Raw genomic sequence first — 14,012 nt, 5'->3', positions numbered from 1 at the left:
ACCGCACCGCTCCTCCGTACGGCGACGCGATTTCCCCGCGGAACTCCCGTACGGCCGCTCATTCCCCTACCCGTGCACGTCGAGGACAGGACGCCGCCGCCATGGCCGACCTCGCACCACAGCAAGGAACCAAAGACGCACAGACCATCACGACCCGCGAAGCGCTGGATCAGGTCAATCCTGTTCTGCGGTCCGCCCGCGCCTCCCGCTGGCGCTGGCAGATCTTCGCGATCACCTGGGTCGCGTACGCCGGCTTCTACTTCGTACGGCAGGCCTTCTCCGTCGCGAAGCTCGGCATTCTCGACGACCCGGCCGTCAACACCGTACTCACCAAAGGGGTATTGGGAGTCATCGACTCCATCTACCTCGCCGCCTACGCCGCGGGCCAGTTCCTGTGGGGCATGTGGGCCGACCGCTTCGGTCCGCGTGTCGTCGTCGTCGGCGGCATGATCGGGGCGATCGTCGCCTCCTGTCTCATGGGCCTCAGCAGTGCCGTCCTCGTCTTCGGCGGGGCGATGGTGATCCAGGGCCTCTCGCAGTCCGCGGGCTGGGCGCCGCTCTGCAAGAACATGGGCAACTTCTTCACCGTCAAGGAGCGCGGCCGCATCCTGGGGCTGTGGAGCACCAACTACGCCTTCGGCGGCCTGGCCGCCCCGCCGTTCCTCGGCTGGATGGCGTACTCGGTGTTCGACGGCTGGCAGGCGGCCTTCTTCGCCGGAGCGGCCACGCTCGCCGTCGTCCTCGGACTCTTCCTCGTCTTCCAGCGCAACACGCCGAGGGACGTGGGCCTGGAGGACCCGGACCACGACCCGAACGCCGCCCCGAGCGCCGACGGCGAGGAGGAGGAGCGGCTCACCGGACTCGCCCTCTACAAGGAGACCCTGCGCGACCGCATGGTCCTCACACTCGGCCTCTGCTACTTCCTGCTGAAGCCCGCCCGGTACGCCATCCTGCTCTGGGGTCCGGTCATCGTCGCCGAGCGCATCCCGGAGATCGACAAGGCGGGCGCCACGCTCATCCCCGTCGCCTTCGGCGTCGCCGGAGTCGTCGCGCCGATCATCATCGGCTGGGTCTCGGACAACGTCTTCTCGTCCCGCCGCGCCCCCGCCTGCGTGCTGGCCCTCGGCATCCTGACCGCCGCGCTCGCCCTGTTCATGCCGCTCACCGCGACCGGCAGCGTCGGCATCATGATCGCGGTCCTGGCCGTCATCGGGATCTCGGTGTACGCCGCCGACGCGATGATCTCCTGCGTCGCCGCCGTCGACTTCGGCAGCGCCAAGGGCGCGGGCACCGCCGCCGGTCTGGTCAACGGCTGCGGTTCGGTCGGCGCCATCCTGGGCGGCCTGCTCCCCGGATTCCTCTCCGGAGGCGTCCTGTTCACCATCTTCGCCGTGGCCGCCCTGCTGGCCGGTGCGCTGATGATCCCGCACTGGAACCGGGTTCCCCGGGCCGCGTAACCCAGGGGCAAGGCGGCGTCCTCGCGGGCGTCGCCTCCCGTACACCGAGAAGTGATCTTGTACCCGACGTACGTCTTGTAGATAGGGGACCCCATGTCTGTCAGCAGCGCCGCCGTCAACCGTGCGGACACCGCCATCGTCGGCGGTGGCATCGTCGGCCTCGCCCACGCGCTCGCCGCGGCCAAGCGCGGTGACAAGGTCGTCCTCTTCGAGCGCGACGACTACGCCGTCGGCGCCTCCATCCGTAACTTCGGCATGATCTGGTCGGTCGGCCAGCAGCGCGGCGCCATGTACGACCGGGGTCTGCGCAGCCGCGCCGTCTGGCAGGAGATCTCCGCCAAGACCGGCCTGTGGGCCGCACCCGTGGGCTCCCTGCACCTCGCCCACCACGCCGACGAGGTCGCCGTACTCGAAGAGTTCGTCGACACCACCGAGGCCGCCCGCGAGCAGGGCACGACGATGATCTCCGCGAAGGACGCCCTGGAGCGCAGCTCCACCGCCGTCGAGGACGGCCTGCTCGCCGCGATGTGGAGCCCCACCGAGCTGAACGTGGACCCGCGCCGCGCGATACCCGCCGTCGCCGAGTACCTGGTCCAGGAGTACGGAGTCGACATCCGCTTCGGCACCACGGTGCGCGGTGTCGACATGCCGACCGTGTCCACCACGGCCGGCGACTGGCAGGTCGACAACCTCTTCGTGTGCAGCGGCAACGACTTCGAGACCCTCTACCCGGAGGTCTTCGCCGAGGCCGGGATCGTCCGCTGCAAGCTCCAGATGATGCGCACCGGCGCCCAGCCCGCCGGCTGGGAGCTCGGCCCGATGCTCTGCGGCGGCCTGACCCTCCTGCACTACGCGGCCTTCGACGACTGCGTCTCGCGCACCGAACTGGCGAAGCGGATGGGCGAGCAGTACCCCTTCCACCGCGAGAACGGCATCCACGTCCTGCTCTCGCAGACCGCCGACGGCCGCCTCACCATCGGCGACAGCCACGCGTACGCCAAGACCCTCGACCCGTTCGAGAGCGAGGAGATCAACAAGGCGATCCTCGACTACCTCGGCACCTTCGCGACGTTCCCGAACGCCGAGATCACCGAGCGCTGGGTCGGTTTCTACCCCTCCCTGCGCGACGGCCGCACCGAGCTGATCGTCAACCCGGAGCCGGGCGTCACCGTGGTCAACGGCGTCGGCGGCGCGGGCATGACCCTCTCCTTCGGCCTGGCCCAGGAGCTGATCCCCAGCTGATGCGGTGAACGGTCGTACGACGCGCACGTCCTGTGCAGGGCCCCGGCGGTGAACTCCCGCCGGGGCCCTGCGCGTTGCGCCTAGGAGGCCTGGCGGGGGACCGGCACCGGGTCCTCGCCGAACACCCACGGCGCCAGGACGACGAGCCACCCGTCCGGGTCGGCGAAGAGCACCGAACCCCGCTCGGGCCAGTACGCGTTGGCCGCCTCCACCGGCTCGTGCCCGCGTTCGCGCAGCCGCTCCTCGGCCGCCCGGACGGCCTCGGGGCCGCGCAGGTACAGCACGAGCTGGTTCTCCGGGTGCGGCTCCGGTATCCGGGGCGGGCTGCCGTGCTGGGTGATCTCCATGTGCACGGGCGCACCCGGCAGCCCGAACACCACGCCGTCGTAACCGGCGTGGCCCCGCCAGTCGGCCAGTACGGGGAGCTGGAGGTCGTCGCGGTAGAAGGCGAGGACGTCGTCGTACCGGGCGGTGGGCCGGGCGAAGCGCACGGCGCCCACGTCGAGGTGTTTCGGCCAGATCTCAGTCATGCGCGGAAGTATCCACCACGGGCCCGGAGCCCATGATCACCCGGGGGCCGTATACGTTCTCGGTCTTTCGGCCCGGGTCGAAAGTCGGCCGATTTGCCTGCGCATGCCGTTCCTTGGGCCTCCGATGAGTTGACGGGCCGCCGCTCCCTGACACATCCTCGAAATATAGGTGCCCGATACAACTGGTTGAAGGAGCCCCCCACATGTGCGGAATCAGCGGATGGATCTCGTACGACCGAGACCTGCGCGCCCACCAGCAGACCGTCGACGCCATGACCGAGACCATGGACTGCCGCGGCCCCGACGACCGGGGAACCTGGACGTCCGGCCCCGCCGCCCTCGGCCACCGCAGGCTCGCCATCATCGACCTGCCGGGCGGCCGCCAGCCCATGACGGTCGACACCCCGCGCGGCACGGTCGCCATCGTCTACTCCGGCGAGACGTACAACTTCACCGAGCTCCGTGCCGAACTCACCGCACGCGGCCACCGGTTCACCACCCACTCCGACACCGAGGTCGTCCTGCACGGCTACCTCGAATGGGGTGAGGACGTCGCGCCCCGCCTCAACGGCATGTACGCCTTCGCCATCTGGGACGAGCGCGAACAGAAGCTCGTCATGATCCGCGACCGGATGGGCATCAAGCCCTTCTACTACTACGAGACCCCCGACGGCGTCCTCTTCGGCTCCGAGCCCAAGGCGATCCTCGCCAACCCGCTCGCCCGCCGCGAGGTCGGACTCGACGGCTTCCGCGAAGTGCTCGCCTTCGTCAAGACGCCGGGCCACGCCGTCTGGGAGGGCATGCACGAGGTCGAACCCGGCACCGTCGTCACCGTCTCCCGCACCGGCCTGCGCCGCCAGGTCTACTGGGAGCTGACCTCCACCGAGCACACCGACGACCGCGACACCACCGTCGCCCACGTCCGCACCCTCATGGACGACATCGTCCGCCGCCAGCTCGTCGCCGACGTCCCCCTGTGCACCCTGCTCTCCGGCGGCCTCGACTCCTCCGCGATGACCGCGCTCGCCGCCCGGCAGCTCGCCCCGTCGGGGGAGCGGGTGCGCAGCTTCGCCGTCGACTTCGTCGGCCAGACCGAGAACTTCGTCGCCGACGAACTCCGCGGCACCCCCGACACCCCCTTCGTGCACGACGTCGCCCGCGCGTCCGGCACCGACCACCAGGACATCGTCCTGGACTCGCACGCCCTCGCCGACCCCGAGGTCCGCGCCAAGGTGATCCGCGCCCGCGACCTGCCCATGGGCTTCGGCGACATGGACGCCTCGCTCTACCTCCTCTTCAAGGCGATACGCGAGCACTCCACCGTCGCCCTCTCCGGCGAATCGGCGGACGAGGTCTTCGGCGGCTACCTCCAGTTCTTCGACGAGGACGCCCGCAAGGGCACCACCTTCCCCTGGCTCGGCCAGACCGGCCGCCACTTCGGCACCGACGACGACTCCGTCCTGCGCCCCGCCTTCGTCGACTCCCTCGACCTCGGCGCGTACGTCCAGGACAGCTACACCACCGCCGTCTCCGGCATCCAACGCCTCGACTCCGACAGCGACTTCGAGTTCCGGATGCGGCGCATGAGCCACCTCCACCTCACCCGCTTCGTCCGCGTCCTGCTCGACCGCAAGGACCGCGCCAGCATGGCCACCGGCCTGGAGGTCCGCGTCCCGTTCTGCGACCACCGTCTCGTCGAGTACGTCTACAACGCGCCGTGGGCCCTCAAGTCCTACGACGGACGTGAGAAGACCCTGCTGCGCGAGGCCACCGCCGACGTCCTGCCGAAGTCCGTGTACGACAGGGTCAAGAGCCCCTACCCGTCCACCCAGGACCCCAAGTACGCGCTCGCCCTCCAGGACCACGCCAAGGAACTCCTCGCCGACCCCGGCCACCGGGTCTTCGACATCGTCGACCGCGACCGCCTGCGCCGTGCGGCCGAGGCACAGGCCCCGCAGTCCACCATGGCCGCCCGGCGCGGCCTCGAACTCACCCTGGACCTCGCCCTCTGGCTGGACATGTACAACCCCACGCTGACACTCTCTTGACCTGATCGTGGGGTGGAGGCGGGTTGACGTGGGCGTGCCGGACGAGGACGTAAGGGACCTGGTGGTCTCCCTCCACCGCCTGCTGCGCAGCCTGCGCCGGGCCGCACCCGCCGGCCGCCTCCAGCCCACCCAGCTCATCGTGCTGTCCCTGCTGTACGAGAAGAGCCCGGCCCGCATCGGTGAACTCGCCGCCAAGGTGCCCTGCTCCCAGCCCACCGCCACCGCGGCGGTCGCGGCCCTGGAGAACCGGGGCCTGGTGTCCCGCGAACCCGACCCCACCGACGGCCGGGCCTCCTCGGTACGGCTCACCGGGCAGGGCGCCGCGACCCTGACCGAGGTGGCCCGCGACGAGGCCGAGGAACTGGCCGAACGCCTCGGCTCCCTGGACGCGGACGACGCCCGCGCCGTGGTGGCACTGGCCCCGCTGCTGCGCAGGCTCGCGGAGGGGTGAGAGCAGGGACGTACGGGAAAGGCCCGGCACCCCCTCAGCGGGGGCGCCGGGCCTTCCTCGTACACCGGACGCGTACACCGGACGACTCCGTACGTGTCAGTACGTGATGCAGGCCGAGTGCCACTCCGTGTAGAAGTCGAAGACCTCCGGCGAGCACTCCGGCGGCCCGTACTGCGAGGCCTTCGAGCCGACGTGCGGCAGGTGCGCGTACGCGCCGACGCCCGGCCGGTTGACGTGCAGCATGCCCGCCTCGAAGCGCTCGATGGCCTCGAAGGCACGGGACTGCGAGGCGGTGAAGATGGTCCCGGACATGCCGTACTTCACCGAGTTGGAGATCTCCATGGCGTGGTCGAAGCCGTCCGCGTCGATGACCGCGAGGACCGGCCCGAAGACCTCCTCCTGCGCCAACTCGCTGTCCCACGCGGTGTGTACGACCGTCGGCTGGACGTAGCAGCCCTCCGGCAGGTCGTCGCGCACCTCCCGCTCGCCGCCGCACAGCACCTTGCCGCCCTCGCGCTGCGCGCCCGCTATCGCGTCCAGCGCGGCATCGAGCCGGGCCGTGTTGACCACGGGGCAGATCTTCGACTCCGGGTCGTCGCCGGGCCCCACCCTCAGCTCGCCGAGCCGGGCGAGCAGCTTCTCCAGGAACTCGTCGCGTACGCTGACGTCGACCACGGCCCGGCTGGTGGCGCTGCACCGCTGCCCCGCCTGCCCGAACGCACCCTTCACCACCGCGTCCACGGCCTTGTCGACGTCCGCGTCGTCACAGACGATGACGGCGTTCTTGCCGCCCAACTCCAGTTGCGTACGCAGCAGTCGGTCGGCCCCGCCCGCGTGGATGGCCGTCCCCACCGGCAGCGAGCCGGTGAAGCTGATGCCCGCCACGGCACGGTTGGCGACCAGCGCCTCACCGGCGGCCACGTCGCCCTGGATCAGATTGAGCACCCCGCTCGGCACCTCGGCCTGCTCGAACACCTCCACCAGCAGCGCCGACGTCAGCGGCGTCAGCGGCGAGGGCTTCAGGATCGCCGTGCACCCCGACAGCAGCGCGGGGGCGACCTTCCACATCGGAATGGCGAAGGGGAAGTTCCACGGCGCGATCAGCGCGACCACGCCGATCGCCTTGCGGAAGGTGAACGAGAAGGTGCGGTCCTCCTCCGCCGGGACCGTCACGCCCCCGAGCGTCCGCGCCTGCCCCGCCGTGAAGTCCAGGATGGCGCGCGCCCGCTCGACCTCGCCGCGCGCCTCGCTGAGCAGCTTCCCCTGCTCCCGCGTGATGACGGCGGCGATCTCCTCTATGCGCTCACCGAGAATCCGGCTCGCCTCGGTGAGATAGGCGGCCCGCTTGATCGGCCCGAGCCCGCGCCACGACGCCAGCGCCGCCGACGCCGCGTCGACCGCGTGATCCACATCGACCCCGCCGGACTCGGTGAACTCACCGATCACGTCCGAGAAGTCGGCCGGATTGACGTTCTCCCGGGTCTGCCCGGACTCCGCCGCCACCCACTGTCCGTCGATGAAATTCAGCCGCAGGTGCGGTGCGGTCGCGTTCCGGTTGCGCTCCACAACGGGTGCCATGCCCTTCCCTTCACTGGACCAAGCCGGCACCGGCGCCACGCCCCGGGCGCCGGTCCTGGCCAGGCTCGCTCAGGACCGGGGCCCCCACAACGGCCGATTAGGGTATGCACCCGATAGCCGCGCCCTATCGCACCTCCGCCACCACCGGTGCACCGCGAACGCGCCGGCCGCCCCGACGGCGTACCAGAACAGATCCGGCGCGTTGAACGTCGACCCGAACACCAGCCGCAGCAGCCCACTGTGTGCGCTCAACCGGGCCGGTACGGACGTGAGCTGCCCGAACTCCACCGCCCAACTCACCCCGAGCGCCACCCCCGCCGCGACCACCGGCCGCACCCGGGGCGCGACGGCGACCACGAGCGCGTACACCAGGACGGTGTACAGCGCGTCCCCGGCGTACTTCGCGAAGGCCCCGGAGAAGACGGCCCGTACGCCGAGAGCGGCGGCGATGGTGATCGCCGCCGCTCCCAGGGCGAGGAGTCGTGCCCCTGCCGCCCGCGTGAGGTGGTGCCGAGGTATCAATCGTCCGACTTTCCGAGCGGGGCTTCCGGCACGAGTCGTCAGTGCCGCCCCTGCCGCTTCCGGCGGGTCAATCTACCCGGCCCCCGGCGGGCTTGGTGCGCGCATGCGACCGCGGTCGGCTCAGCTCTCGCTGTAGGACGTGGCGGGCACGCAGATCGTGAACAGCTGGAACACGTCGCTGGTGGTGGCCGAGGCGTTGGCGGTGATGCCGCCGACCCAGCGGTTGTTGGCGACGTCGGGCCGGGAGTTGGTGGTGGTCAGGTTCTGCGGGGCACCGGACTTGGTCCAGATGCCGCCGCCGACCATGCGCCAGTTCGCGGGGCAGCTGGGGCCGTTGGCGGACTGGAATCCGTTGACCCGGACGGGGACGTCGGCTCCGGAGAGGTACTTGACCTCCCCGGGCGACATCGGACCGGCGTCGCCACGGTCACCCTTGTCTCCCTTATCCCCCTTGTCGCCTTTCGCGCCCGGGGTGCCTGCTGCACCCGGGTCGCCCTTCGCGCCGGGCGCTCCGGCGGCACCGGTGTCTCCCTTGTCGCCCTTCGCGCCCGGAGCGCCTGCCACACCGGCATCGCCCTTGTCGCCCTGCGGCCCGGCAGCACCGGCCGGACCTGCGGGACCGGCGTCGCCCTTGTCGCCCGGAGCACCGGTGTCGCCCTTGGGGCCGACGGCGCCAGCTGCTCCGGCGGGTCCTTCCGGTCCTGCGGGGCCGACCGGTCCTTCCGGTCCGGCGGGGCCGATGGGTCCGGCTGCACCCGTGGGCCCCGCGTCACCCTTGGCTCCGGCGGGTCCCTCGGGTCCGGCTGCACCGGCGGGCCCCGCGTCGCCCTTGGCTCCGGCAGGTCCCGCGGGTCCTTCAGGTCCGGCGGGGCCGGTGTCGCCCTTGGCCCCGGCAGGCCCCTCCGGACCGGCGGGTCCCGCGTCGCCCCTCTCGCCTGTCGGCCCGGCGGGCCCGGCGGCACCGGCTTCGCCCTTCTCCCCGGCCGGGCCGGCAGGCCCCGTTTCCCCGGCCGGACCTGCCTCGCCCTGAGGGCCGGAGGCTCCGGTCTCGCCCTTCTCACCAGCAGGTCCCACGGGGCCCGCCGGGCCTGCGGAGCCCGCCGCCCCGGTCTCGCCCTTGTCGCCTGCCGGGCCTGCCGGACCTGCCGGGCCGACAGCACCCACTGGGCCGACGGCACCCGCAGGTCCCGCGTCGCCCTTGTCACCCTTGAGCCCCGCCGGGCCCGCAGGCCCCGCGTCGCCCTTCTCGCCCTTGGGTCCCGCCGGGCCCGGCGTACCGGGGCCCGCACCGACACCGGCCGGACCGGCGGGCCCCACCGGCCCGGGAGGACCCGCCGGGCCCTTGGCCCCCACAGCCCCGGCCGGCCCCGCAGGCCCCCGGTCGCCCTTGAACCACTTCCGCAGTTCGTCCCTGTGCTTGCCGAGGTAGCCCTTGACGCACCGCTCGCACCAGCCGTCGTCCCCGCCCCGGGGCGCGCTCGGAGCGGTGAAGGCCGCACCGCGTGCCCGGGGGGTGTCGGGGACGTCGGCCAGGGCGGGGGAACCCGTCACGGTGAGCACGACGCCGAGCGACAGCCCCAGAAGTCCTCTGTTCATGGCTTTCATGGCGCCAGATTCAGGGACGGTCCCGGCCCCGCCAAGGACATACCGGTGGGATCGTCGGAAGATAGCCCGCCTGGGCGATCAGGCGTCCCGACCGGGCTCCACCGCCCAGCGGGATCAGTCGCCCAGCTTCCGGAACAGCCCTTCCTGCACGACCGACACCAGCAACTGCCCCTCCCGGTCGTAGATCCGGCCCCGTGCCAGGCCCCGGCCGCCCGTCGCGATGGGGGACTCCTGGTCGTACAGGAACCACTCGTCCGCCCGGAACGGGCGGTGGAACCACATCGCGTGGTCCAGCGACGCGATGTCGAAGTTGCGGGAGCCCCACAGGGGTTCGACGGGCAGGCGGACCGCGTCCAGGAGGGTCGTGTCGCTCGCGTAGGCCAGGGCGCAGGTGTGGACGAGCTGGTCGTCGCCCAGCGGGCCGACCGCGCGCATCCACACCGCGCTGCGGGGCTCCGCGCCCTCGATCTCCTCGCGCGTCCAGCGCAGGCCGTCGACGTAACGGATGTCGAAGGGCTGGCGGCGGGCGATGCGCTCCAGGGCGTCCGGGAGGGTGCCCAGGTGGTCGCGGATCTCCTCGGAGACGGAGGGCAGGGACTCCGGCGGGGGCACCTCGCGGCGCGGCGGCAGCTGGTGTTCGATGCCGCCCTCCTCCGGCTTGTGGAAGGAGGCCGTGAGGTTGAAGATCGTGCGGCCCTGCTGGACGGCCGTCACCCGGCGGGTGGTGAAGGAGCGGCCGTCGCGCACCCGCTCCACCTGGTAGACGATCGGCACACCGGGGCGGCCGGGACGCAGGAAGTACGCGTGCAGGGAGTGCACCGGACGGTCGCCGTCCGTGGTGCGGCCCGCCGCGACCAGCGCCTGGCCCGCGACCTGCCCGCCGAACACCCGCTGGAGGTGTTCCTGCGGGCTGCGGCCGCGGAAGATGTCGACCTCGATCCGCTCCAGGTCGAGCAGATCGACGAGTCTCTCGGCCGGGTTCGTCATGGTGGGTTCCTTCGTGGTGGGGAGGGCGTGGTGGGGAGGGTCAGAGCTGGCCGACGGACGTGACGCGCACGACCGCGCGCGCCTCCTCGTCCGACGCCGCGAGGTCGACCTCGGCGCTGATGCCCCAGTCGTGGTCGCCCGCCGGGTCGGCGAAGATCTGCCGGACCTTCCACAGCCCGTGCGCCGTGTCCTCCTCGATGATGAGGAGCTTGGGGCCGCGCGCGTCCGGGCCCGTGCCCAGGTCGTCGTGCTCGTCCCAGTACGCGTCCATGGCCTCGCCCCACGCGTCCTCGTCCCAGCCGGACTCCGCGTCCAGCTCGCCGAGCGCGTGCACGTTGTCCAGCGCCGCCAGCTCGACGCGGCGGAACAGGGCGTTGCGGACCAGGACCCGGAAGGCGCGTGCGTTCGCGGTGACCGGCTTGACCTGGTCGGCCTTCTCCTGCGCCTGCTCCGCCGTCTCGACCTCCGGGTTCGCCAGCTGCTCCCACTCGTCAAGCAGCGAGGAGTCGACCTGGCGCACCAGCTCGCCGAGCCACGCGATGAGGTCCTGGAGGTCCTCCGACTTCAGGTCGTCGGGGATGGTGTGCTCCAGGGCCTTGTACGCGCTCGCCAGGTAGCGCAGCACGATGCCCTCGGTGCGCGCCAGCTCGTAGTGCGAGGTGAACTCGGCGAAGGTCATGGCCCGTTCGTACATGTCACGGATGACCGACTTCGGCGACACCGGGTGGTCGCCGACCCACGGGTGGCTCTTGCGGTACACGTTGTACGCGTGCCACAGCAGCTCTTCCAGGGGCTTGGGGTAGGTCACCTCCTGGAGCCGCTCCATCCGCTCCTCGTACTCCATGCCGTCGGCCTTCATCTGCCCGATGGCCTCGCCGCGCGCCTTGTTCTGCTGCGCGCCCAGGATCTGCCGGGGGTCGTCGAGCGTCGACTCGACCACGGACACCATGTCGAGGGCGTACGACGGGGACTCGGGGTCCAGGAGGTCGAAGGCGGCCAGGGCGAAGGTGGAGAGGGGCTGGTTGAGCGCGAAGTCCTGCTGGAGGTCGACGGTCAGCCGGACGATCCGGCCCTCGGCGTCGGGCGTGTCGAGCTGCTCCACCACCCCGCCGTCCAGCAGCGAGCGGTAGATGGCGATCGCCCGGCGGATGTGCCGCAGCTGCGCCTTGCGGGGCTCGTGGTTGTCCTCCAGCAGGTGGCGCATGGCCTCGAAGGCGTTGCCGGGGCGCGCGATGACCGACAGCAGCATCGTGTGCGTGACGCGGAAACGGCTGGTCAGCGGCTCGGGGTCGGAGCCGATCAGCTTGTCGAAGGTCGACTCCGACCAGGCGACGAAGCCCTCCGGGGCCTTCTTGCGGACCACCTTGCGGCGCTTCTTCGGGTCGTCGCCCGCCTTCGCGAGCGCCTTCTCGTTCTCCACGACGTGCTCGGGAGCCTGCGCGACGACAAAACCGGCGGTGTCGAAGCCCGCCCGCCCGGCGCGGCCCGCGATCTGGTGGAACTCCCGGGCGCGCAGGGTCCGCACCCGGGTCCCGTCGTACTTCGTCAGCGCCGTGAAGAGCACGGTCCGGATCGGTACGTTGACGCCGACGCCGAGCGTGTCCGTACCGCAGATGACCTTGAGCAGACCGGCCTGCGCCAGCTTCTCCACCAGGCGCCGGTACTTCGGCAGCATGCCCGCGTGGTGCACGCCGATGCCGTGGCGGACGTACCGGGAGAGGTTCTGGCCGAACTTGGTGGTGAAGCGGAAGTTGCCGATCAGGTCGGCGATCTTCTCCTTCTCCTCCTTGGAGCACATGTTGATGCTCATCAGCGACTGCGCCCGCTCGACGGCCGCCGCCTGCGTGAAGTGCACGATGTAAACGGGCGACTGCCTGGTGTCCAGCAGCTCGGTGAGCGTCTCGGTGATCGGCGTCATCCGGTACTCGTACGACAGCGGGACGGGCCGCGTCGCGGACCGTACGACGGCCGTCGGACGGCCCGTCCGGCGCGTGAGGTCCTTCTCGAACATCGAGACGTCGCCGAGCGTGGCCGACATCAGGATGAACTGCGCCTGCGGCAGCTCCAGGATCGGGATCTGCCAGGCCCAGCCGCGGTCCGCCTCCGCGTAGAAGTGGAACTCGTCCATGACGACCTGGCCGATGTCGGCGTACTTGCCGTCCCGCAGCGCGATCGAGGCCAGCACCTCGGCCGTGCAGGCGATCACCGGGGCGTCCGCGTTCACCGAGGCGTCGCCGGTGAGCATGCCGACGTTCTCGGTGCCGAACAGCTTGCAGAGGTCGAAGAACTTCTCCGACACCAGCGCCTTGATCGGCGCGGTGTAGAAGGTGACCTTGTCCTGGGCCAGCGCCGTGAAGTGCGCACCCGCCGCGACCAGGCTCTTTCCGGAGCCGGTGGGTGTCGACAAGATCACGTTCGCACCCGTGACCACCTCCATCAGCGCCTCTTCCTGCGCCGGGTAGAGGGCGATGCCCTCGCCCTGGGCCCAGGTCGAGAAGGCCTCGAAGAGGGTGTCGGGGTCGGCGTTCGGCGGGAGCTGATCGATAAGGGTCACGCCCCCATCTTGCCCGGTGCCGGTACGGATCGGGGAACCGGAGGGTATGTGCAAGATCATCCCGGATAGGGTGACGGGTCAGCCCATCGGCGGCCGCGTCTCAACTCGGCCGCGCCAGGGAAGAGATGGGGGAACACACAGCAAATGGGGCGGGTACGACCATGATGGGACCGGCGCACTCACTGTCGGGAGCGGCCGCCTGGCTCGGAGTGGGAGCCGCGGCAGCCGCGGCCGGCCACGCGATGCCCTGGCCGGTGCTCGTCGTCGGCGCACTGATCTGCGCGGGGGCGGCACTCGCCCCCGACCTCGACCACAAGTCGGCGACCATCTCGCGCGCCTTCGGGCCGGTCTCCCGGCTGCTCTGCGAGATCGTCGACAAGATCTCGTACGCCGTCTACAAGGCGACCCGTACGAAGAAGGACCCGCGCCGCACCGGCGGCCACCGCACCCTCACCCACACCTGGGTGTGGGCCGTGGGCGTCGGGGCGGGCTGCTCGGCGGCGGCCATATGGGGCGGGCGCTGGGCGGTCCTGGCGATCCTCTTCGTCCACCTCGTGCTCGCGGTGGAGGGCCTGCTGTGGCGGGCCGCCCGGGTCTCCAGCGACGTCCTGGTGTGGCTGCTGGGTGCGACGAGCGCGTGGATCCTGGCGGGCGTGCTGGACAAGCCGGGCAACGGCGCGGGCTGGCTGTTCGAGGCACCGGGCCAGGAATACCTGTGGCTGGGCCTGCCGATCGTGCTCGGCGCGCTCGTGCACGACATCGGGGACGCGCTGACCGTCTCCGGCTGCCCGATCCTGTGGCCGATCCCGATCGCGGGCAAGCGCTGGTACGCGCTGGGGCCGCCGAAGGCGATGCGGTTCCGGGCCGGGAGCTGGGTGGAGCTGAAGGTGCTGATGCCGGTGTTCATGCTGGCCGGGGGAGTGGGCGGGGCGGCTGCGCTCGGCTTCATCTGACGCGTGGCGAAAAGGGGCGGTCCGGGAGTGTGCGGACTGCCCCTTTTTGTACGTCAGGGGCGGGTGTACGTTCAAGCCGGTGCAC

The 14,012-nt window shown here is 71.2% G+C and carries 11 protein-coding genes; 5 read left to right on the top strand and 6 right to left on the bottom strand.

Going from position 1 to position 14,012, the window contains the following annotated elements:
- Positions 1 to 101 precede the first annotated feature (101 nt).
- Entirely contained in the window at positions 102 to 1,457 is a 1,356-nt protein-coding gene (locus ACIO3O_RS22975) for an MFS transporter (protein ID WP_401748667.1), read from the top strand.
- A gap of 93 nt (positions 1,458 to 1,550) precedes the next feature.
- Positions 1,551 to 2,699, top strand: a complete 1,149-nt coding sequence (locus ACIO3O_RS22970) for a TIGR03364 family FAD-dependent oxidoreductase (protein WP_401748666.1) — start codon at positions 1,551 to 1,553, stop codon at positions 2,697 to 2,699.
- 80 nt (positions 2,700 to 2,779) lie between these two features.
- Here ACIO3O_RS22970 and ACIO3O_RS22965 read toward each other — a convergent pair whose 3' ends face one another.
- Positions 2,780 to 3,229, bottom strand: a complete 450-nt coding sequence (locus ACIO3O_RS22965) for a VOC family protein (RefSeq protein ID WP_401748664.1) — start codon at positions 3,227 to 3,229, stop codon at positions 2,780 to 2,782.
- Positions 3,230 to 3,432: 203 nt separating this feature from the next.
- On the opposite strand from ACIO3O_RS22965, the gene asnB reads away from it, so the two are divergent.
- On the top strand, positions 3,433 to 5,277 hold the full coding sequence (gene asnB / locus ACIO3O_RS22960; RefSeq protein WP_401748662.1) for an asparagine synthase (glutamine-hydrolyzing): 1,845 nt from the start codon (positions 3,433 to 3,435) through the stop codon (positions 5,275 to 5,277).
- Positions 5,278 to 5,305: 28 nt separating this feature from the next.
- The gene (locus tag ACIO3O_RS22955) at positions 5,306 to 5,728 is read left to right on the top strand and encodes a MarR family winged helix-turn-helix transcriptional regulator (RefSeq protein ID WP_401748660.1); all 423 of its coding nucleotides are present in this window, start codon (positions 5,306 to 5,308) and stop codon (positions 5,726 to 5,728) included.
- A 96-nt stretch (positions 5,729 to 5,824) separates the two neighbouring features.
- On the opposite strand, the gene ACIO3O_RS22950 is transcribed toward ACIO3O_RS22955, so the two are convergent.
- The 5 genes from ACIO3O_RS22950 to ACIO3O_RS22930 form a co-directional block, all read right to left on the bottom strand.
- On the bottom strand, positions 5,825 to 7,306 hold the full coding sequence (locus tag ACIO3O_RS22950; RefSeq protein WP_401748658.1) for an aldehyde dehydrogenase family protein: 1,482 nt from the start codon (positions 7,304 to 7,306) through the stop codon (positions 5,825 to 5,827).
- A gap of 69 nt (positions 7,307 to 7,375) precedes the next feature.
- On the bottom strand, positions 7,376 to 7,828 hold the full coding sequence (locus tag ACIO3O_RS22945) for a DUF2809 domain-containing protein (RefSeq protein WP_401748657.1): 453 nt from the start codon (positions 7,826 to 7,828) through the stop codon (positions 7,376 to 7,378).
- Between the two features lie 120 nt (positions 7,829 to 7,948).
- On the bottom strand, positions 7,949 to 9,424 hold the full coding sequence (locus ACIO3O_RS22940; RefSeq protein ID WP_401748655.1) for a hypothetical protein: 1,476 nt from the start codon (positions 9,422 to 9,424) through the stop codon (positions 7,949 to 7,951).
- A gap of 123 nt (positions 9,425 to 9,547) precedes the next feature.
- Positions 9,548 to 10,420, bottom strand: coding sequence for an acyl-CoA thioesterase (locus tag ACIO3O_RS22935; RefSeq protein WP_401748653.1), 873 nt, complete (start codon positions 10,418 to 10,420; stop codon positions 9,548 to 9,550).
- Between the two features lie 40 nt (positions 10,421 to 10,460).
- Positions 10,461 to 12,974: a DEAD/DEAH box helicase gene (locus ACIO3O_RS22930; protein ID WP_401748651.1), complete on the bottom strand. Its 2,514-nt coding sequence runs from the start codon at positions 12,972 to 12,974 to the stop codon at positions 10,461 to 10,463.
- A gap of 161 nt (positions 12,975 to 13,135) precedes the next feature.
- Between ACIO3O_RS22930 and ACIO3O_RS22925 the strand changes: the two genes are divergently transcribed.
- Complete coding sequence (locus ACIO3O_RS22925) at positions 13,136 to 13,927, top strand: metal-dependent hydrolase (protein ID WP_401748649.1); 792 nt, start codon at positions 13,136 to 13,138, stop codon at positions 13,925 to 13,927.
- Positions 13,928 to 14,012: the final 85 nt, after the last annotated feature.

Source organism: Streptomyces sp. NPDC087440, assembly GCF_044744005.1.
Lineage (GTDB): Bacteria > Actinomycetota > Actinomycetes > Streptomycetales > Streptomycetaceae > Streptomyces.
This window is presented reverse-complemented; position numbering and strand designations above follow the sequence as displayed.

What these genes read in the sequence shown, in the direction of transcription:
- ACIO3O_RS22975 (WP_401748667.1), top strand. Translation starts at nt 102, where the DNA reads ATGGCCGACCTCGCACCACAGCAAGGAACCAAAGACGCACAGACCATC.
- ACIO3O_RS22970 (WP_401748666.1), top strand. Translation starts at nt 1,551, where the DNA reads ATGTCTGTCAGCAGCGCCGCCGTCAACCGTGCGGACACCGCCATCGTC.
- ACIO3O_RS22965 (WP_401748664.1), bottom strand. Translation starts at nt 3,229, where the DNA reads ATGACTGAGATCTGGCCGAAACACCTCGACGTGGGCGCCGTGCGCTTC.
- asnB (WP_401748662.1), top strand. Translation starts at nt 3,433, where the DNA reads ATGTGCGGAATCAGCGGATGGATCTCGTACGACCGAGACCTGCGCGCC.
- ACIO3O_RS22950 (WP_401748658.1), bottom strand. Translation starts at nt 7,306, where the DNA reads ATGGCACCCGTTGTGGAGCGCAACCGGAACGCGACCGCACCGCACCTG.
- ACIO3O_RS22940 (WP_401748655.1), bottom strand. Translation starts at nt 9,424, where the DNA reads ATGAACAGAGGACTTCTGGGGCTGTCGCTCGGCGTCGTGCTCACCGTG.
- ACIO3O_RS22935 (WP_401748653.1), bottom strand. Translation starts at nt 10,420, where the DNA reads ATGACGAACCCGGCCGAGAGACTCGTCGATCTGCTCGACCTGGAGCGG.
- ACIO3O_RS22925 (WP_401748649.1), top strand. Translation starts at nt 13,136, where the DNA reads ATGATGGGACCGGCGCACTCACTGTCGGGAGCGGCCGCCTGGCTCGGA.